General features: G+C 73.2%; 16 protein-coding genes. 7 read left to right on the forward strand and 9 right to left on the reverse strand.

What is annotated here, in order from left to right:
* Positions 1-104 precede the first annotated feature (104 nt).
* Both ABNF97_RS24160 and ABNF97_RS24165 read left to right on the forward strand, forming a co-directional pair.
* Complete coding sequence (locus ABNF97_RS24160) at positions 105-1,673, forward strand: DNA polymerase Y family protein (protein WP_349339958.1); 1,569 nt, start codon at positions 105-107, stop codon at positions 1,671-1,673.
* Between the two features lie 81 nt (positions 1,674-1,754).
* Positions 1,755-5,111, forward strand: coding sequence for an error-prone DNA polymerase (locus ABNF97_RS24165; protein WP_349339903.1), 3,357 nt, complete (start codon positions 1,755-1,757; stop codon positions 5,109-5,111).
* A gap of 16 nt (positions 5,112-5,127) precedes the next feature.
* On the opposite strand, the gene ABNF97_RS24170 is transcribed toward ABNF97_RS24165, so the two are convergent.
* The 5 genes from ABNF97_RS24170 to ABNF97_RS24190 are packed head-to-tail and all read right to left on the reverse strand — an operon-like array spanning position 5,128 to position 9,149.
* Positions 5,128-5,745, reverse strand: coding sequence for a hypothetical protein (locus tag ABNF97_RS24170; protein ID WP_349339904.1), 618 nt, complete (start codon positions 5,743-5,745; stop codon positions 5,128-5,130).
* Positions 5,742-7,010 (reverse strand): ABC transporter permease, encoded by a 1,269-nt coding sequence (locus ABNF97_RS24175; RefSeq protein WP_349339905.1) that lies wholly within the window; start codon positions 7,008-7,010, stop codon positions 5,742-5,744. Before ABNF97_RS24175 ends, ABNF97_RS24170 begins: the two co-directional genes overlap by 4 nt.
* Positions 7,007-7,759 carry an ABC transporter ATP-binding protein gene (locus tag ABNF97_RS24180; RefSeq protein ID WP_349339906.1) on the reverse strand — a complete coding sequence of 251 codons (753 nt, stop codon included), beginning with the start codon at positions 7,757-7,759 and terminating at the stop codon, positions 7,007-7,009. The genes ABNF97_RS24175 and ABNF97_RS24180 overlap by 4 nt, the downstream gene beginning before the upstream one ends.
* 44 nt (positions 7,760-7,803) lie before the next feature.
* A complete protein-coding gene (locus ABNF97_RS24185) occupies positions 7,804-8,619 on the reverse strand; it encodes a zf-HC2 domain-containing protein (RefSeq protein ID WP_349339907.1) in 816 nt (271 codons plus the stop codon).
* Positions 8,616-9,149, reverse strand: a complete 534-nt coding sequence (locus ABNF97_RS24190; RefSeq protein ID WP_486484453.1) for an RNA polymerase sigma factor — start codon at positions 9,147-9,149, stop codon at positions 8,616-8,618. The genes ABNF97_RS24185 and ABNF97_RS24190 overlap by 4 nt, the downstream gene beginning before the upstream one ends.
* 158 nt (positions 9,150-9,307) lie before the next feature.
* On the opposite strand from ABNF97_RS24190, the gene ABNF97_RS24195 reads away from it, so the two are divergent.
* Both ABNF97_RS24195 and ABNF97_RS24200 read left to right on the forward strand, forming a co-directional pair.
* The gene (locus ABNF97_RS24195) at positions 9,308-10,057 is read left to right on the forward strand and encodes a methyltransferase domain-containing protein (RefSeq protein ID WP_349339908.1); all 750 of its coding nucleotides are present in this window, start codon (positions 9,308-9,310) and stop codon (positions 10,055-10,057) included.
* Positions 10,054-11,367: an alkaline phosphatase family protein gene (locus ABNF97_RS24200; RefSeq protein WP_349339909.1), complete on the forward strand. Its 1,314-nt coding sequence runs from the start codon at positions 10,054-10,056 to the stop codon at positions 11,365-11,367. The genes ABNF97_RS24195 and ABNF97_RS24200 overlap by 4 nt, the downstream gene beginning before the upstream one ends.
* Before the next feature lie 18 nt (positions 11,368-11,385).
* On the opposite strand, the gene ABNF97_RS24205 is transcribed toward ABNF97_RS24200, so the two are convergent.
* Positions 11,386-11,967, reverse strand: a complete 582-nt coding sequence (locus ABNF97_RS24205; protein WP_349339910.1) for a TetR/AcrR family transcriptional regulator — start codon at positions 11,965-11,967, stop codon at positions 11,386-11,388.
* A gap of 81 nt (positions 11,968-12,048) precedes the next feature.
* Here ABNF97_RS24205 and ABNF97_RS24210 point away from each other — a divergent pair, with 81 nt between their 5' ends.
* The 3 genes from ABNF97_RS24210 (at position 12,049) to ABNF97_RS24220 (ending at position 14,321) form a co-directional block, all read left to right on the forward strand.
* Complete coding sequence (locus tag ABNF97_RS24210; protein ID WP_349339911.1) at positions 12,049-12,447, forward strand: SRPBCC family protein; 399 nt, start codon at positions 12,049-12,051, stop codon at positions 12,445-12,447.
* A 112-nt stretch (positions 12,448-12,559) separates the two neighbouring features.
* Complete coding sequence (locus ABNF97_RS24215) at positions 12,560-13,819, forward strand: DNA polymerase IV (RefSeq protein ID WP_349339912.1); 1,260 nt, start codon at positions 12,560-12,562, stop codon at positions 13,817-13,819.
* Between the two features lie 115 nt (positions 13,820-13,934).
* On the forward strand, positions 13,935-14,321 hold the full coding sequence (locus ABNF97_RS24220) for an SCO2097 family morphological protein (protein WP_130460699.1): 387 nt from the start codon (positions 13,935-13,937) through the stop codon (positions 14,319-14,321).
* A 246-nt stretch (positions 14,322-14,567) separates the two neighbouring features.
* Here the strand turns inward: ABNF97_RS24220 and ABNF97_RS24225 are convergent, their stop codons facing one another.
* The 3 genes from ABNF97_RS24225 to ABNF97_RS24235 are packed head-to-tail and all read right to left on the reverse strand — an operon-like array spanning position 14,568 to position 19,444.
* Positions 14,568-17,042, reverse strand: a complete 2,475-nt coding sequence (locus ABNF97_RS24225) for a transglutaminase TgpA family protein (RefSeq protein WP_349339913.1) — start codon at positions 17,040-17,042, stop codon at positions 14,568-14,570.
* A 42-nt stretch (positions 17,043-17,084) separates the two neighbouring features.
* A complete protein-coding gene (locus ABNF97_RS24230; protein ID WP_349339959.1) occupies positions 17,085-18,383 on the reverse strand; it encodes a DUF58 domain-containing protein in 1,299 nt (432 codons plus the stop codon).
* A gap of 2 nt (positions 18,384-18,385) precedes the next feature.
* Complete coding sequence (locus ABNF97_RS24235) at positions 18,386-19,444, reverse strand: AAA family ATPase (RefSeq protein WP_349339914.1); 1,059 nt, start codon at positions 19,442-19,444, stop codon at positions 18,386-18,388.
* Positions 19,445-19,779 lie beyond the last annotated feature (335 nt).

Below are 19,779 nucleotides of genomic sequence, written 5' to 3' on the forward strand. Positions count from 1 at the left end.
GAGCCGGGACAACGCGACTCGAACACACGTTCTAAGATCGGCTTAACCGCAGGTCAAAGGAGGTGTGGATCAACGTGTCCTCGCAGCCCGTCGCCGCGCGTACCATGCTGGTCTGGTGCCCCGACTGGCCGGTGGTCGCGGCCGACATCGTCGACGGGATCTCCGCCGCCACGCCGGTCGCGGTGTTGCACGCCAACCGGGTGGTCGCCTGTTCCGGGGCGGCTCGGGCCGACGGGGTGCGACCGGGGCTGCGCAAGCGGGAGGCGCAGAGTCGCTGCCCGCAACTGACCGTCGTGGAACACGACCCCGGCCGGGACGCCCGCGCCTTCGAGCCGGTGGTCGCCGCCGTAGCGGAGATCGTCGCCGGGGTCGAGGTGATCCGTCCGGGGATGTGCGCGGTCGCCGCCCGGGGACCAGCCCGCTACTTCGGCGGCGAGGAACTGGCCGCCGAACGGATCGTCGAACACATCGCCCAGACCTGCGAGGTGGAGTGCCAGCTCGGCATCGCCGACGGGGTCTTCGCCGCCGGGCTGGCCGCCCGGTCCGGGCGGATCGTGCCGCCCGGCGGCACCCCGGAGTTCCTCGCCGGTATGCCGCTCGGGACGCTGGGCCGGCCGTCCCTGGTCGACCTGCTGCGCCGGCTGGGCCTGCGGACCCTGGGGGACTTCGCGGCGCTGCCCGCCGGGGACGTACTGGCGCGGTTCGGCTTCGACGGGGCGCTGGCGTACCGGCTGGCGAGCGCCCGGGACCACCGGCCGCTCGCGGTCCGGCGCCCGCCACCCGACCTGGCGGTGACCGAGACGTACGACGAGCCGCTCGACCGGGTCGACGCCGCCGCGTTCGCCGCCCGGGCGCTCGCCGAGCGGCTGCACGACGGACTCGCCAGGCACGCCCTGGCCTGTACCCGGCTCGGCATCGAGGCGGTCACCGCGCACGGTCAGGAACTCCACCGGATCTGGCGGCACGACGGCCTGCTGACCGCGACGGCGATCGCCGACCGGGTGCGCTGGCAGCTCGACGGCTGGATCTCCGGGACCAGTCGGCGGCCCGGCCCGGCCCGTCCGACCGCCGGGATCGTCCGGCTGCGGCTGGTCCCCGAGGGAGTACTCGCGCACCTCGGCCTGCAACCGGGGCTCTGGGGCGAGACCGGAGAGGAACGCGAGCGGGCCCGCCGGGCCCTGAGCCGGGTGCAGGGCCTGCTCGGCCCCGAGGCGGTGGTCACCGCCGTGCTCGGCGGCGGACGTTCCCCGGCCGAACAGGCCCGGTTCGTGCCGTGGGGCGACGAACGGGTCCCGCTCCGGCAGCCCGCCCCGCCCTGGCCGGGCCGACTGTCGGCCCCGGCCCCGGCCGTCGTACTGCCCGAGCCGATGCCGGCGGCCGTCCTCGACGCCACCGGTGAACCGGTCCGGGTCACCGCCCGGCTGGAGGTGAGTGCGTCGCCGGCCCGGCTGGAGATCAGCGCGCCGGCCGGTGTCGCCGGCTGGGCCGGTGGGGCCGCCGGCTGGACCGGTGAGATCGTCGGCTGGGCCGGCCCCTGGCCGGTCGACGAACGCTGGTGGGCTCCGGCCGAGGCCAGCCGGCGGGCCCGGTTCCAGGTGGGGCTGGCCGACGGCGCCGCGATGCTGCTCTCCCTCGCCGGCGGACGCTGGTGGGTGGAGGCGATCTATGACTAGCCCCCGGTGGCCCATGACCAGCTCCCGGTGGCCCGCGACCAGCCCCAGGTGGCCCGTGACCAGGGTCCGGGTGGGGACCGGATGAGTTTCCACAATCCCGACGTGCCCTGGTCGGAGCTGGAACGAGCGCTCTCCGGACGGCCGCCCCGCCGGAGCGGACACCTGCACGTGGTGGATCCGCTCGCGGTCGACGCCGACGGCGGAGACTCCCCGGCCTGGACCCGCAAGCGCCCCGGCTACACCCCGGCCGAGCTGCCCACCCCGGTCGAGGGCGCGGTGCCGTACGCGGAACTGCACGCGCACACCAACTTCAGCTTCCTCGACGGGGCCAGCCACCCCGAGGAGCTGGCCGAGGAGGCCGCCCGGCTGGGCCTGACCGGGCTGGCGGTGACCGACCACGACGGGTTCTACGGGGTGGTGCGGTTCGCCGAGGCGGCCCGGGCACTCCGGCTGCGCACCATCTTCGGCGCCGAACTGTCGCTCGGGCTGCCCGGCCCCCAGAATGGCGAGCCGGACCCGCTCGGCCGGCACCTGCTGGTGCTCGCGCACGGCCCCGAGGGATACGCCCGGCTGGCCAGCACCATCGCCCGGGCCCAGCTGCGCGGCGGCGAGAAGGGCCGCCCGGTCTACGGCGAGCTGGAGGAGGTGGCCGAGGCGTTGCGGGACCACGTCCTGGTGCTGACCGGCTGCCGGAAGGGGACGGTACCGGCGGCGCTGCTCACCGAGGGGGTCGAGACGGCGGCCCGGGAGCTGGACCGGCTGACCGCGCTGTTCGGGGCGGAGACGGTGGCGGTGGAGCTGACCGACCACGGCGACCCGTACGACGGAGACCGCAACGACGCGCTCGCCGAGCTGGCCGCCACCGCCGGGCTGCCCACCGTGGCCACCAACAACGTGCACTACGCCACCCCGTCCCGCCGCCGGCTGGCCACCGCGCTGGCGGCGGTACGCGCCCGGCGCAGCCTGGACGAGATCGACGGCTGGCTGCCGGCGGCCGGTACCGCCCACCTGCGCAGCGGTGCGGAGATGGCGGCCCGGTTCGCGGCCTATCCCGGCGCGGTGGCCCGGGCCGCCGAGTTCGGCGCCGAGCTGGCCTTCGACCTCAACCTGGTGGCGCCGAGGCTGCCGGACTACCCGGTGCCGCCCGGGCACACCGAGATGAGCTGGCTGCGCGAGCTGACCATGGACGGCGCACTGCGGCGCTACGGCCCCCGCGACGCGCACCCGGAGGCGTACCGGCAGCTCGACCACGAGCTGGGGATGATCGACGCGCTCGGCTTTCCCGGCTACTTCCTGGTGGTCTACGACATCGTGAAGTTCTGCCGGGACAACGACATCTACTGTCAGGGCCGGGGTTCGGCGGCCAACTCCGCGGTCTGCTACGCGCTCTGGATCACCAATGTGGACGCGGTCCGGCACCGGCTTCTCTTCGAGCGTTTCCTCGCCCCGGAACGGGACGGGCCGCCGGACATCGACGTCGACATCGAGTCCGACCGCCGGGAGGAGGTGATCCAGCACGTCTACGCCACGTACGGCCGGGAGCACACCGCCCAGGTCGCCAACGTCATCTCGTACCGGCCCCGGTCGGCGGTGCGGGACGTCGCCAAGGCGTTCGGCTTCTCGCCCGGGCAGCAGGACGCCTGGAGCAAGCAGATCGACCGGTGGGGCAGCGTGGCGGCGGTCGACGTGGACGACATCCCCGAGCACGTGATCACCTATGCCAACGAACTCCAGACGTTCCCCCGGCACCTGGGCATCCACTCCGGCGGGATGGTGATCTGCGACCGGCCGGTCATCGAGGTGTGCCCGGTCGAGTGGGGGCGGATGCCGGGCCGCACCGTGTTGCAGTGGGACAAGGACGACTGCGCCAGCGTCGGGCTGGTCAAGTTCGACCTGCTCGGCCTCGGCATGCTCTCGGCGCTGCACTACGCGTACGACATGATCGAGTCGACCCTCGACCTGAGTGCGATGTCCCTGGACGACCCCGAGGTCTACGACATGTTGCAGCGGGCCGACTCGGTCGGGGTGTTCCAGGTGGAGAGCCGGGCCCAGATGGCGACCCTGCCCCGGCTCAAGCCCCGGGAGTTCTACGACCTGGTGGTCGAGGTGGCGCTGATCCGGCCCGGCCCGATCCAGGGCGGTTCGGTGCACCCGTACATCCGGCGCCGCAACGGGTTGGAGGAGGTCACCTTCCCGCACCCGCTGATGCGCAACGCGCTGGAGAAGACCCTCGGGGTGCCGCTGTTCCAGGAGCAGTTGATGCAGCTCGCGATCGACCTGGCCGGCTTCGACGCCGGTGGCGCCGACGAACTGCGCCGGGCGATGGGGTCGAAACGCTCGGCCGAGCGGATGGCGCAGATCCGGGACCGGCTCTACGCCGGGATGGCCGAGCGGGGCATCACCGGCGAGGTCGCCGACGACGTCTACCTCAAGCTCTCCGCCTTCGCCAGCTTCGGCTTCCCGGAGAGCCACGCGATGAGCTTCGCCTATCTGGTCTACGCCAGCTCCTGGCTCAAGCGCTACCACCCGGCGGCCTTCCTGGCCGCGCTGTTGAACGCCCAGCCGATGGGCTTCTACTCGCCGCAGACGCTGGTCGACGACGCCCGCCGGCACGGCGTCGAGGTACGCCGGCCGGACGTCAACGCCAGTGCTGCCAAGGCCACCCTGGAATCGACCCCGGAAACCCGGTGGGGGAGCGCACCCGGCGAGCCGCCGCACCGCTGGGGGCTGGGCGGCCCGGCGGTCCGGCTCGGCCTGTCCGGGATCCGCACCCTCGGCGACGACCTGGCGGAGAGGATCGAGCGGGAGCGGACCGCGCACGGACCGTACCGGGACATGGCGGACCTGGCCCGCCGGGTCGGGCTGACCGCCGCTCATCTGGAGGCGCTGGCCACCGCGGACGCCTTCGCCTGTTTCGGGCTGACTCGCCGGGCCGCGCTCTGGGCGGCCGGTGCCGCCGCGCAGGACAAGCCGGACCGGCTACCCGGGACCATCGCCGGGGCGCAGCCGCCGACCCTGCCCGGGATGGACGCGGTGGACCGGCTGGTCGCGGACGTCTGGGCCACCGGGCTCTCCCCGGAGAGCCACCCCGCCCAGTTCGTCCGGGCCCAGCTCGACGCGGCCGGCGCGGTGCCGATCGCCCGGCTGGCCCAGGTCACACCCGGCACCCGGGTCCGGGTCGGCGGCATCGTCACCCACCGGCAGCGCCCGGCCACCGCCGGTGGGGTCACCTTCATCAACCTGGAGGACGAGACCGGCATGCTCAACGTCACCTGCTCGCCGGGGCTGTGGCAGCGCTACCGGAAGGTCGCCCGGACCAGCACCGCGCTGCTGGTGCGGGGCAGGCTGGAGAGGCACGACGGGGTGACCAACCTGGTCGCCGACCGCCTCGACGCGATCACCCCACCGGTCACCCCCGCCTCCCGCGACTTCCGCTGAGCTGCGCGGAAGAGCCCTACCCGGCGACGGGTCCGATCCGGCAGCCTCGATGCAGGTAACCGGCCGTACCGAAGATGAACAACACAGCGACCGTCAGCCAGGAGGCGGTCACGCCGGATGGCTGTAGCGGCCAGGCCCACACGCCGGCGACCCCGCCGATCTGCCGAGGCCTCGCGGCGTAGACGGCGCAGGCGTATCCGAACGCGGGCAGCCAGGCCAGGCGAGTACCGAGGAGCACTGCGGCCGCGGCGACCAGTCCGGCGTAACCGAGGGTGTTGCGGACCATGGCGTACGCGCCGAACACCCCGGGCGCGTGCAGCCCGGTCAGGGCCAGCGCCGCGCCGATCGACGCGACCCCGAGCAGGATGTGGCCGGCTCGCCAACCCGGCCAGCGAAGCGAAGTGCCACGCTCCAGTTCCTCGTCGGCCCCGCCCAGGGTGGGCGCGAGCAGCAGTACGCCGAGCAGCGGCGCGAGCGCGACGACCGGTATCCGGGCGGCGGGCCCGTCGAAGTAGGGTCGGCTGGCGAGCCAGCTCCCGGCGGCCCAGGCCAACGGCGCCACGACCGCGACCCCGAGCGCGAACGCGGGGCCGCCTCTGGCCCGGGTGTGCAACAGCAGGAGCCGGCCGTTCACCGCAGTTCCCCCAACTCGATCAGGCGCGGAACGTCGCACCGGTGCGTGGCGTCGAGGAACGCGGCGAACCAGGCGCGCTGCTCGTCGAGGGAGAGCGTGTAGAGCTGTCCGACGCGGGCGTCGAGGGCCGGACGTTCCTCGAACAGCCACGCCTGTGCGACATCGAAGGTTCGCCAGACCCGTTCATCGGGCCTGGCGAGTCGCTGGTGGCAGTTCGCGGTGACGATCTGGCGCAGGTCGGCGTGGAGCCAACCGAGGTTGGCCAGGCCCTCGCCGGTCGCGGTGGGCTGGTCTCCCAGGTGCAGCCAGAGCGTGTCGTCCGCCGGCCCGCCCGGCTCACCGTCGCCCTGCAGGACCGCGTCCGCCGCCCGGGTCGGCGCTCCGGGGATGCCGGCCACCCGGTGCAGCACCGGCTGGATGAGCGGTGCCAGGTCGTCCAGCAGGAAACCGTTGATTCGGGCCACGCATACCGGCGGTCCCTCCGTCGTGCAGGTCGGCTCGACGGCACCCGGGTCGGTACGGAGACCATCGTCGCCGGCTCCGGTGGCGATCGGTACCGCCACGGCGACGGCGAGGATGCCGAGGAGCAGGGCGGCCCGACGCAGCCGGGCCGCCAGTGCGAGCAGCGTGCCGGTCAGCGCCAGCAGCCAACCGGCTTGCAGGGCGTGCGTCCCGGCGGGCGGCAGCCATTCGGGGCCGGAGCCGGGATGGACCGGGGACAGCCAACTGACGCCGCTGGTGTCCCAGTAGGTGAGGATGGCGAGCCCGAGATAGGTGCCGAGGCCGGCGATGGGGGCGACCACCCGCAGCGGGACGAGACGCCCGATCAGCACCCCGAACGCGGCGGCCGGGTAGAGCGCGAGGACGCCCACCGCCAGGGTCCACCACCAGCCGCCACCCGCGTAGGTGGCGACCCGGCCGACCAGCACCGCCGCGCCGAGGAAGGCGGCGAGCAGCCCGGCGGTACCGGCGAGTGAGACCGCCAGCCAGGCCACCACCAGTGGTTGCCAGCCCGGACGGGCCGTCGAGCCGAGTAGTTCGGCCATGCCCCGGCGCCGCTCCCGACCGGCCTGCCAGGCGCCGGCGGCGACCATCAGCGCGCAGAGCACCATCAGCGACGTCCGGAGGTACCCGGCGAGCCCGGCCCACCGACCGCCCCAGTCCGCTGGATGTACGGCCAGCAGCCACCCGCCGACACCCAACATCAGCAAAGCCGCCCCCGGTGCCGTACCCCGACGCAGTTCCACCCGCAGCGGACGCCTCACTGCCGGGCCGCCCGGGCACTGCGCAGTACGGCGGTGTAGCCGCGCTCGATCGCCGAGTCGCCACTGCCGCCGTCCACGCCCGTGCCGGCCAGCTCCTCGGGCGTGCCGGTGAAGACCAGCCGGCCGCCCTCGACCAGGCTCACCCGGCCGCACGCCGTACCGATGTCCTCGACCAGGTGGGTGCTGACCAGCACGCAGGCGTCGACGCCCAACTCCCGCAGCAGTTCCCGGAAGTCGACCCGCTGCTCCGGATCCAGACCGGCGGTCGGCTCGTCCAGCAGGATCACGCGTGGATCGTTGACGATCGCCTGTGCGATGCCGGCCCGGCGCAGCATTCCGCCCGACAGGTGCTTCATCCGCTCGTCGGCCCGGTCCAACAGCCCGACGCGGTCCAACGCCCGCTCGACCGCGAGCGGTACCCGGGTTCGGGGCATCTCCTTCAACCAGGCGAAGTACTCGACGAACTCCCGGACGGTGAAGCGCGGGTAGTAGCCGAACGTCTGCGGCAGGTAGCCCAGTTGCCGGCGCACCCGCCGGAGCGCGGCCTGGTCCGCGATGTCGTGACCCAGCAGCCGTACCCGGCCACGGTCCGGGCGGGCGACCGTGGCAAGTACCCGCATCAGGGTCGTCTTACCGGCGCCGTTGGGGCCGAGTAGCCCGTGTACGCCCACTGTCAGCTCCATGTCGAGGTCGTCGAGCACGACCCGTCTGCCGTAACCGACCCGCAGCCCCTCGATGCTGACCGTCATCGTGCCGACATCTCTCTGACTGCTCCCGATCTCTCTACGCCGCATCAGGGAGCCACCTCTCCGCCCAGTCGACTCTGCCGGGCCAGCAGCAACACCACCGCCGCCGCGATGACGGCCGTCCACACCGGTGCGGCCGCCGGCGCGACCAGCCATCCGTCGCCGATCGGCGGGACTGGTGACGCGTTGCCCTGTGGCAGCAGCACCAGCACGGCCCACCCGGTCGCCACCGTCAAGCCGGCCCGGGTCGGCTCGATCAGCGAACCGAGCCCGAGGGTCAGAGCGGTCAGGCCGAGGCACGGCAGCAGCCACAGCACCGGCGTACCGATCCGGGACACCGCGCCTCCGAGCAACGCGACCGGAACCGTGACCGCCAGGACCGACAACGTCCGCCACAGGATGATCCGTAACCCGGCGTACGGGCTGGCGGCGACCAGTTCGTGCAGCGGGTCGGCGTGCCGGCCGTAGGAGACGGCAACGCCGAGCACCGGCAGCAGCGGCGCGAGCAGCAGGAGTATCCAGGGCCGGGCCGGCGGTGGACCGATCTCCATCGCCACCGCCAGCGCCAGGGTGACGACGACCGAGCCGAGCCAGCCGACCCGGGCAGCCGGTCCGGCGCCGAGCAGCACCGCGACCTGCCGCCACCGGGTACCCGGCCGGGTTCGTCCCTGGCTCGGCAGGCGCGCCGCGAGCGCCGTGCCGACCTCGGCGACGAGTCGTCCGATCGGCTCGTCCAACGGCAGTCGGGCCCGGCAGATTTCGCACCGGTCGAGATGTGCCTCGACCGACCACGCGTCGGCGTCGGCGAGCCGGTCCTCGGCGTAGGCCCGAAGCGCGGCCTCGGTCACGTGGAAGCTGTTCACGACAGCGCCGCCCGCAGTTCCCGCCGTGCCCGCATGGCCCGGGTCTTGATCGTTCCCTCTGGCAGCCCCAGCAACAGGGCGGCCTCACGCACGGTGAACCCGTCGAGGACGGTCGCCTGCACCACCGCCCGCAGCTCTGGCGACAGCCGGTGCAGGGCATGTTCCAGCCGCGCGTCGTAGGTGCCCAGCATGGCTTCCTCCTCTGCCGACGGTGACCAGGCGAGAAGGGTCTCGTCGGCCGGGGCGGCGGGCCGTGGGCGGGCGAGGGCTCGACGACTCGCGTCGACGAGACGGTGCGCGGCGATGGTCCACACCCAGCCCACCGCCTCACCGCTGCCGCGATAGGTGCCCGCCGCCCGCCAGACCGCCAGGAAGGTTTCCTGTAGCAGATCGGCAACGAGTTCCGGATCCCGGCAACGGCGGCGCAGCCGCAGAGCCAGCCACGGGGCATGCCGGGCGTAGAACATCTCGAACGCTCGCCGGTCACCGGTACCGACGAGGCGCAGCAGTTCCTCGTCGCCGACCTCCATCACATGAAGTTAGGACGCGGCCCGGCCGGAAACGGTTCTCCCGGGCCGGACGCCCCGGACGGACCTGGGAAACGTGAACTCGTCGGCCGCCGGAGGCACCCGCCCGGCCGGGCGCAGCGGGCGATCACGTCGGGGGCCGGGTGGCTTAGGCTCGTCGGGTGGAGCGAACCCAGAGTCGTCCGTCCGGCCCGGCGTCCGGCCCGCGTACCGCCGTGGTCTGGACCGTGCTGCGCCGTGAGCTTGCCCGGCAGCGGGGCGGGGCGCTCACCGTGCTCGACGTCGGCGGCGGGACCGGTGGTTTCGCGGTGCCGCTGGCCGAGGCCGGCCACCTGGTGACGGTGGTCGACGCCAGTCCGGACGCGCTCGCCGCGCTGACCCGGCGGGCAGCCGAGGCCGGGGTCGCCGATCGGGTACGCGCGGTGCAGGGTGACGGTGACGCCCTCGCCGGACTGGTCGAGCCGGCCAGCGCCGACCTGGTGCTCTGTCACGCCGTGCTGGAGGTCGTCGACGATCCGGCCGGAGTGGTCGGGGCGATCGGCACCGCACTGCGCCCCGGCGGCGCGGCCAGCGTACTGGTGGCGAACCGGGCCGCCGCCGTGTTGAGCCGGGTCACGAACGGGCACCTGGACGTCGCCGCCACGATGCTGCGCGACCCGGACGGGCACGCCGGGCCCCGGGACACCCTGCGCCGGCGGTACGACGCCGACGGCGCCGCCGCGCTGCTGGAGGCCGCCGGGCTGGCGGTCGAGCAGACCCACGGGGTACGCGTCTTCGCCGACCTGATCCCGGCGGTGGCCGCCGAGGCGGATCCGCCGGCCCTGCTGGAGCTGGAGTTGGCCGCCTCGGCCCTGCCGCCGTACCGGGACATCGCCGCCCAGTTGCACCTGTTCGCCCGCCGGCCGGCATGACCAACCCACTCGACCAGGTCCGGCCGCACTACGTCGGCGGCAGTCTCGCCGACGTGATGCCGAGCGCCCTGTCGGTGCTTGGCGTGCCGGCCGGTGACCCCGAAGTGCCGGGCCGGGCCGATCCGCTCGGGCTGGCCAACCAACTCGCCGGGGTACGCCGGATCGCGGTGCTGCTGGTCGACGGGCTCGGCTGGTACCAGTTGCCGGTCGCCGCCCCGCACGCACCGGCGCTGACCGACCTGGCCGCCCGGTTCGGACGCCCGCTCACCTGCGGTTTCCCCTCCACCACCCCGACCAGCCTGGTCAGCTTCGGCACCGGGGCCGCACCCGGCGCGCACGGGGTGCTCGGCTTCCGGGTCAACGTGCCCGGCACCGACCGGGTACTCACGCACATCGACTGGCCGAGGTCGCCGGTCGACGGCCCGGACTTTCCCGGCGGCGGCCCGGACTCGCCGGTCGGTGGCCCGGACTTTCCCGGCGGTGGTCCGGACTCGCCGGTCGGCGGCCCGGCGCCCGCGACCGCCGCCGGATCGGGCGACGATCCCGATCCGCGTCGCTGGCAGCCGCTGCCGACCCAGTTCCAGCGGGCCGAGGCGGCCGGGGTCGCGGTGACCGTGGTGAGCCGGCCGGCGCTGGCGAACACCGGGCTGAGCGTGGCCGCCTACCGGAGCCGGGGGTACCGTGGCGCGGCCGACGTCGACGCGCTGGCCAGCGAGATGCTCGGCGCGCTCACCGCCGGGGACGGCCCGACCCTGGTCTACGGCTACCACCCGGAGGTGGACCGGCACGGCCACCTCAGCGGCATCGACTCCGCCGGCTGGCGCTCCGCCATCGCCGAGGTCGACGCGCTGGTCGCCCGGCTGGTCGACGGGCTGCCCCCGGACGCGGCACTGCTGGTCACCGCCGACCACGGCCAGCTCGACATCCCGGCGCAGGGACGCTACGACCTCGACACCGACCCCCGGCTGCGGGCCGGGCTACGGGTGGTGGCCGGCGAGGCCCGGGTCCGCTACCTGCACACCCTGCCCGGGGCGACCGCCGACGTGGTGGCCGCCTGGTCGGAGGTGCTCGGCGAGCAGGCCTGGGTGGCGACCCGGGCCGAGGCGGTCGCGGCCGGCTGGTTCGGCCCGGTACCCGAGGCGCACCTGCCGCGCATCGGTGACGTGGTGGTCGCCTGCCTGGCGCCGACCGTCGTACTCGCCTCGAAGACGCACCACCCGATCGAGACGACGCTGGTGGCATACCACGGCTCGTGTACGGCGACCGAGATGACGATCCCGCTGCTGGTCGTACCGGCGCAGCGCGGTTAGCAGGTCCAACCGCATCGGTCAGGTGGGCGCGCCTGCGCTGTCCATGATCCGGCCGACCGCCTCTCGCGCGTGCGGGTGCAGGGGGCCGGGCGCGTCCAGGTCGCCACCGACGACGATGCCGTCGCGGAGCATCATCAGCATCGCGGCGGTGCTCTCCGACTCGGGATGGCCGGCCTCGGCCAGCAGGTCGCGGAAGAGTCCACGGTTCCAGCGGCGGTAGTCGGCGATGGTTCGGCGTACCGGGTGGGTCGGATCGGGGTACTCGGCCGCGGCGTTGGTGAAGGGGCAACCGCGAAACTGTGGGTTGGCGGCGTTGCGCACCAGGAGGTCGAAGATGTCCAGCAGCGCCTCGCGTGGCCCGGTCGCGTCCTGCCGTACCGCCTCCAACGCGGCCCGCTGGCGCTGGTACTCCGCTTCCAGGTACGCGCGGACAAGCTCGTCCTTGGCCGGAAAGTGGTGGTAGAAGGTCGCCTTGGCCACCCCCGCCTCGGCGATGATCCGGTCGATGCCCACGGTGTGGATACCTTCGGCGTAGAACAGCGCCGACGCCGTTTCCAGCACGCGGCGGCGGGCGGAGCTTTCCCGCGATCTGACGATCACTCCTTGACTCTAACAGACAGCTCTGTCTAGTCTGACGATGAGCAGACAGACCTGTCTGCCTACCTAACGTTTGGAGTAGTCATGGGATCAGTTCAGAGGGAGATCGTCATCGACGCGCCGGCGGACACGGTCTGGGGCATCGTGGGCGACTTCGTGGCCGGTCCGCTGCACATGGCCGGCGGCGCCCTGGTCGAGAGCAAGCTGGTGGAGCCGGACGTCCGAGCGCTCACCTTCGCCGACGGCACCGTCGTCCGGGAGCGGCTGGTCGCCCGCGACGAATCGGCCCGCCGCATCGCGTACGCCTGGGTCGGGGACGACGTGGCGCACGACAACACCTCGATGCAGGTCTTCGCGGATGGCCGGGCGCGATGCCGTCTGGTCTGGATCCACGACACGTTGCCCGACGAGCTCACCAACTGGCTGGCCACCACGATGGACCGGATGTCGCCCGTGCTCCAACAGACGCTCAGGTCCGCGTAACACACCGCGCCGGCATCCTCAGGGGGTACCCGACCGGTGCCAACCGACATCGTCGGCGGGGTCGCGTCGTACCTTCGGGTCGATCGTCGTACCCGGCGGTTAACCTGCCGTCATGGGTCGCAGCCACTCCGTGCCACGCGGCGGTGATCCGCGCTTCGGCGCGGACGCCGACGACTCCGGCTCGCCGATCCTGCACGTCGACATGGACGCGTTCTTCGTCGCGGTCGAGGTCCGCCGCCGCCCCGACCTGCGCGGCCGGCCCGTCGTGGTCGGCGGGATCGGCCCGCGCGGCGTGGTCAGCTCGGCCAGCTACGAGGCCCGGGTGTTCGGCGTGCGCAGCGCGATGCCGACGATGCGGGCCCGGGCGCTCTGCCCGTCGGCGGTCTTCCTACCACCCGACTTCCCGCGGGTGGCGGCCGCCTCCCGGGCGGTGATGGAGATCTTCCGCGACGTGACCCCGCTGGTCGAGCCACTCTCGCTGGACGAGGCGTTCCTCGACGTCGCCGGGGCACGCAAGCTGCTCGGCCGGCCGGCCGAGATCGCCCGGCTGATCCGGGCCCGGGTCGCCGAGCAGGAGGGGCTGACCTGTTCGGTCGGGGTGGCGCCGACCAAGTTCGTGGCCAAGCTCGGCTCCAGCCGGGCCAAGCCGGACGGGCTGCTCGTGGTGCCGACCGACCGGGTTCTGGACTTCCTGCATCCGTTGCCGGTCGAGGCGCTCTGGGGGGTGGGGGAGCGGGCGGCGGAGACGCTGCGCCGGCTCGGCCTGCGGACGGTCCGGGACATTGCCGAGGCGCCGGTCGGGATGCTCCGGGGCAGCCTGGGCGACGCGGCGGCAGCCCACCTGCACGAGCTGGCCTGGGGGCGCGATCCGCGCCGGGTCAGCCCGGAGCACGCGGAGAAGTCGATCGGTGCCGAGGTCACCTTCGACACCGATCTGGCCGAGCCGGAGACGATCCGACGGGCCCTGCTCGCGCTCGCCGAGAAGGTCGGTGTCCGGCTGCGCCGGGCGGGGCAGGTGGGCCGGACGGTTTCGGTCAAGGTCCGGTTCGCCGACTTCCGGACGATCAACCGGTCCCGCACGCTCGGCGGGCCGACCGACGTGACGCGGGAGATCTTCGACACCGCATGGGCGTTGTTCGACGCTCTCGGCCCGGGTGACCGGATCCGGCTGATCGGCGTCCGGGTCGAGGGACTCAGCCACGGCGACCAGACACCGCGACAGCTCGCGCTCGGCGCGCCCGAGCACGGCTGGCGGGAGGCGGAGGCGGCGGCGGACGCGGCGGCTGCCCGATTCGGGCGTTCCATGGTGCGTCCAGCGAGTCTCCTGGGGCATCGCGACCTGCGCCAGACGGAAAATCAACCGCGGCCGTAGGTCGTCCCGCTTTCCGACCCGCGAGCCCCCTCGTAGACTGGCGGGTAAGCAGCCGGTTGGCTGCCACGGTCTGTCGGTCCGACCGGACCGGCCAACGTGACCGGGGAGGAGTGCCGTGCCGCTCTCGGAGCACGAGCAGCGGCTGTTCGAGCAGATCGAGCAGTCGCTTGCCGAGGACCCCAAATTCGCCTCGGCTGTGCGCGCCAGCGATCCGCGTTTCCACGCGCGACGTCGCCTGCTCGTCGCGGTCAGCGTGATCATCGCTGGCCTAGCATTGGTCGTCTACGGCACGGTGAGCAAAACTCCGCTGCTCGGAGTGGCGGGTTTCGTGGTGATGCTCGGTGCGGCCGCGTTCGCGATGCTGTCGCAGCGCAAGGCCCAGTCACCGGACCTGCACGTGGTCGGCGGCACCGCCAGCCGCCGCGTCCGCAGCGGGCGACGCTCGTCGTTCATCGACCGACTCGAGGAGAGGTGGCGTCAGCGGCCAGAAGGCCACCGCTGACCGTCTTTCGTCCGTGGGGCACCCTCCGCGCTGACGAGACCGCCGGGACCCGTCCCGGTGAGCGGTGGTGATCCGCCATGCCTCCGCACCTGCCGCCCGACCCCCCAAGCTGCTGGCCCTGGGGGTTCCCAGCGCACCGAGAGCACAGCCCAAACGAGAGAGCACAGCCCAACCGGCCCACCCCGCGATTTCCAGGGTGGGCCGTTGCACGGACCCTTCCGGTCGACGTCACCGGTACGGCTCGGGTCAGCGGGACGGGCGTCCGGCGAGCACCCGCCGCGGGTTCCACCGCAGCAGGCGGTCCCGGATCCGGCCGGTGATCGTTACGAACCCGGTCGACAAGTCCATGATCGCCAATCGCCAGCGGGACAGTACCGACGGCGGCAGGGTGGCGGCCATCAGCCGGGTACGCCGGTCGGCTCCGGCGCTCAGTGCCCGGCGTACCGAGCGGAGGGCGTCGCCGAGCGGACCGTGCCGCAGCGGCTCCCGGGCGTACCTGGCGCGTTCCTCGGCGTGCCCGAGCAGGCGGATCGCCTCGTCGGCGCCGCCGGTCAGCCCCTCCCGGACCAGCCGCTCGGCGGTGGCCCGGGGCGTCTCCGTCGGATCCACCCGGAGCCGGAAGTCGACCAGGGTGTCGACCAGCTCGTCCCATGCGGCGTGTGCGTCGGCCCGGGCCCGGGCCAGCTCGGAGTCGCTGAGTACCACCCGGGCCACCCCCGGGGCCGCGTCCCGGTCCGCCGCGACCGAGGCCAGGGCGCTGGCCGCCGCGGCGGCGCGGGCCTGGCGGCGCCGCCGGAGCAGCACCCGCCGCAGCGCCGGCACGGTGAGCAGCAGGACCAGCAGCACCGCCCCGGCCAGCACCCAGAGCGGCCAGTTGGGCCCGCTCTCCGGCGCGATCCCGGCGGTGCCGTCGAACGCCTCGTCGAGCGGGCGCTCCGATCCGTCAGCAGCATCCGGGCCGGCCGACGGGTCGGCGCTCGTGCCGGTCGGGGTGTCGGTACTGGTCGAGGTCTCCGGGGGCGCGTCCGGGTCCGGCGCCCACTGGGAACGCCACGAGCCGGCGACGCTGGCCGCCGGCGTCGCGTCGAACGGGACCCAGCCGATGCCGGTGAAATAGACCTCGGTCCAGGCGTGCAGGTTGTTGTTGGTCAGGGTGTAGGTGTTGCCCGACTGGTTGGCGCTGGTGAAGCCGAAGGCCACCCGGGCCGGGATACCCGCCTCCCGGACCAGCCAGGTCAACGCGGCGGCGTACTGCTGGCAGAAGCCGGTCTTGTTGGTGAGGAAGTTGACGATGTCCTGCCCGCTGGTGCCGCCCTCGGTGTTGAGGGCGTAGCTGAACCCGTTCTTCCGGGAGAAGTGGTCGTAGAGGGCCCGGACCCGTTCGTAGTCGTTCCGCTTGCCCGCCGTCAGCCGGCCGACGAGTTCCTCGACCTCCCGGACCGGCTCCACCGTCGTGTAGAGCTTCCGGAACGCGTGCTCCGGCGCCAGCGTCGGCGCGGCGGCGAGCGCGGCCGGGGTGTACTCCGAGCGGACGAAGTCGAAGGAGTACCTCCGGTTCCGCGACGACGCCCGCTCCGAGTAGACGACCTGCATGGTCGCGTCGTAGCGCCAGTTCGCGTCGATCTGCCGGGTACTCACCGGGGCGGTGTAGATCGGCAGGAACGGCATGACGAAGTCGAGGATCTCGACATCCGCGGTGTACTCCTCCCGGCTGATGCCCGGGATGCCCCGGGTCACCGCGCGCGGGTCCGGCAGGCCCTGGGGCACCGGGGTCCCCTCCGGGGAGCGCGGCCCGAACCCGGTCCGCTCGAAGTCGTCGGCGACCGCGAACCGCAGGTAGAACGGATCGGGGTCGCTGGTGGTCACCCGGATCATGTCGCGCTGCTCCGAGCGGTTGAGTTCACCACTGAGCTGGGCGAAGAGGTTCACCCGGCCCGGCGAGCCGCCCGAGCCGGCCCGGCCGTTGCCGTCGCCGCCACCACCGGTGCTGAACTGGCTGAGCAGCCCCGAGGTCATCCCCGGTACGGCCAGCGGCAGCAGTACGGCGACCGCGACACCGATCACCGCCAGCCGACGGCCGGCGGCGGCCAGCGGCGACGGCTCCCACACGTCCACGTCCCGCCCGTCGCCGGTGAACCGGCGTCCGAAGTGGCGGACCCGGTCCACGTTGTCGGCGGCGAGCAGCCACAGGAAGCCGGCCGCCCCGACCACGAACGGCACCGCCGAGACGCTGTCGACGTGCACCGCCACCGGCACCGAGTAGATCGCCAGCATCGGCAGCCCGGCCAGGGCGGGACGGCGCATCCCGACGGTGAGCAGGTCCACCACGATCGCCACCCCGCCGACGCCGAGCGCCGTGAGGAAGAGCAGCGAGTCGAGATCCTGCACCGGTACGCCGTACGCCCGCATGTCCCCGCCGGAGCTGGCCAGCAGCGAGCCGAAGTGGGTCAGGGTGTCCGGGGTGGGCAGCAGGGAGAGCATCTCCTCCCCGCTCGGGAAGATCCAGGTGAGCCCGAACAGCAGCGCGGCCACCATGCCGAGCCCCTGGGCCCAGACCGGTGCCCGCCACCAGCGGGTCAGGGTTGCCGCACCGGCGATCAGCGCGACGACGACCGCGCACTGGACCAGCCAGGTCCACCGGTCGTAGATGGTGGACATCGGTGCGGCGGCGAGCAGGGTGGCCGCGGCCGCCACGAACCCCAGGTGTCGGCGTCCCCTCATCACACTTTCCCGTCCGTGCCGGTGCTGCGGTTCCGTTTCATCTCACCGCACCCCGCCGGCGACCGTCTCGGCCAGCACCGCCCGCCAGGCGAAGCCCTGCGAGCCCCGGGCCGCCTGCGGCCACAGTGCCGGCAGCTTGCTGCCGTGTTCGACGCCGACCACCCGCCAGCCGCTCTGCATCAGAGCGAGCGCGGCGGCGCCGTGCGCGTGGTTCGCCTCTTCGCGGGCCTGCTCGGTCAGGTTGAGCCAGGTCGAGCTGTCCACCAGGAACGCGATGCAGGTCGCGCCGTTGCCGCGCAACCCGGCCAGCAGGTCCGCCTCGGCGGTGGTCAGCGTGCCGAGCAGCGCGATGACCAGCCCGCCGTCGGAGCGCTGTCGGACCCGCTCGACCAGCGTGGCCACGTCGCCGCGCTGGCTGAGCCGCACGTCGGCGAGGAAGTCCAGCAGCAGGCCCTCGCCGCCGGCGTCGTTCGCGCTGGCGTCGATGCCGGAGTCGCTGACCAGCCGGAGCTTGTAGCCGGCCTGCCGCAGGTGCACGGCGATGCTGGCCACCGCCGACACCGCCCACTCGAAGCTGGCGGTCGGCCCCTCACCCCGGTGCGCGAACGCCCGGGTGTCCAGCACCACGGTCGCCCGGCTCTCCCACGGCTGCTCCTCCCGGCGCACCATCAGCTCACCGGTGCGTGCCGTGGACTTCCAGTGCACCCGGCGCAGGTCGTCGCCGCGCCGGTACTCCCGGGTCGCCGCGTCGTCCTCGCCGTGCACCGCCACCGAGCGCGCCCGGCTCTCGCCGGTGCCCGCGTACTCGCCGGCCAGCCGGATCGAGGGGAGCGGGGTGACCTGCGGGATGACGGTGAGCGGGTCGACGCTGGGGAAGGCCCGGGTCAGCTCGCAGAGCCCGAACGGGTCGGTCAGCCGGATCACCAGCGGGCCCACCTCGTAGCGGCCGCGCACGTCGGCCCGGACGGTGTACGCGACCGAACTCGCCTGGTGCGCGCCGAGCCGCTCCAGCACCACCCGGGGGCGGCTGCCGAGCGCGTACGGCAGCCGGTCCTCCAGTAGCAGCGTCCCGGTCGGCAGCCGGGACATGTTCTGCAACCGGAGCACCACCCGGGAACTGGCCCCGACCGGCACCCGGCGCGGCTCCAGGGAGCGGCTGCAGGCGAGCTTGTAGCGGCTGCGCCCGACGTAGAGCGCGGCGAGCAGCGGCAGTACGCCGAGCAGGACGGCGACCCGGAGCAGGTCCTTCTCGCCGAGGATCAGCGCGGAGATCGCCGCCGCCACGGCGGCGGCGAGGAAGGACCGCCCCCGGGTGGTGAGGCCGCGCAGTGCCTCGCGCACCGTCACCGCCTCCGCGGCTCGTACTGGGATCGTCCGGTGCCGTCGGACGACGACGGCCGGGTGTCGTACGGCGAGCGCTGCCGCTCGTGCGGCAACGGCAGCCGGTGCACCAGATCGGAGACGATCGCGTCGGTGGTACGCCGGGCGAGCTGCGCGTCCGCCGTGGAGATCACCCGGTGCGCCAGCACCGGTACGGCGAGTGCCTGGAGGTCGTCGGGGAGGACGTAGTCGCGTCCCTCCAGCGCGGCGACCGCCCGGGCGGTGCGCAGCAGTTGCAGGGTGGCCCGGGGGGAGGCGCCGAGTCGCAGGTCGGGGGATTCCCGGGTGGCGGTGACCAGATCGACGGCGTACTGCTTGACGGCGTCCGCCACGTGCACCACCCGGACAGTGGCGATCAGCTTCCGTACGGTGGCGGCGTCGGAGACCGGCCGCAGCTCGTGGATCGGATCCTGGCCGCCGTGCACGTCCAGCATGGCCAACTCGGCACCGGGGTCGGGGTAGCCCATCGCGATCCGGGCGGTGAACCGGTCACGCTGCGCCTCCGGCAGCGGATAGGTCCCCTCCATCTCGATCGGGTTCTGGGTGGCGATCACCATGAACGGGGCCTGTAGTTCGTAGGTGACACCGTCGACGGTGACCTGCCGCTCCTCCATGCTCTCCAGGAGCGCGGACTGGGTCTTCGGCGAGGCCCGGTTGATCTCGTCGCCGACCACCAGGTTGGCGAAGACGGCGCCCGGCTTGAACTCGAAGTCGTGCGTCTCCTGGTTGTAGACGCTGACCCCGGTGACGTCACTGGGCAGCAGGTCGGGGGTGAACTGGATGCGCCGGACCGAGCAGTCGATCGACCGGGCGAGGGCCTTGGCCAGCTTGGTCTTGCCGACACCCGGCACGTCCTCGATCAGGAGGTGGCCCTCGGCCAGCAGGACGGCGAGCGCGAGCCGGACCGTCGCGGTCTTGCCCTCGATGACCTCCTCGATGTTGGCCACGATCGCGTCGCTGGCGGTACGGAACTGGTCGCTCGGCAGCGTGCCACCCAGTTCGTCCCAGGTCTGTTGAGTCACGGGCCTCCTCCTCGTCGGTCACGGCCGCCGCTAGTTAAGAGTCCTTGGGCCGACCGTATGGTTCGCGGGAGAGTACGTCCGTCCGGAGTAACCGGATCACCCGCATCACGGATCACCCGCATCACTCAGGCTAACCGTATTCGGCGGGAGAGCCGAGCACACCCGAGAGCCCGGGGGGCCGGATACCGGCCGAATCGGGTGCGACAGCCCTGCCGGCGGCGCGGTACGATGACCGCATGTCCAGGGTCCACCTGCTCCTTAGCGAGCCGTGCTGACGCGACAGACAGCGACAGCACGGCCACCCCTCCTGCGTGAGGGGCTTTTTTGTGCCCGGA

The sequence above is a fragment of the Plantactinospora sp. B6F1 genome (genome assembly GCF_040120695.1).
Lineage (GTDB): Bacteria > Actinomycetota > Actinomycetes > Mycobacteriales > Micromonosporaceae > Plantactinospora.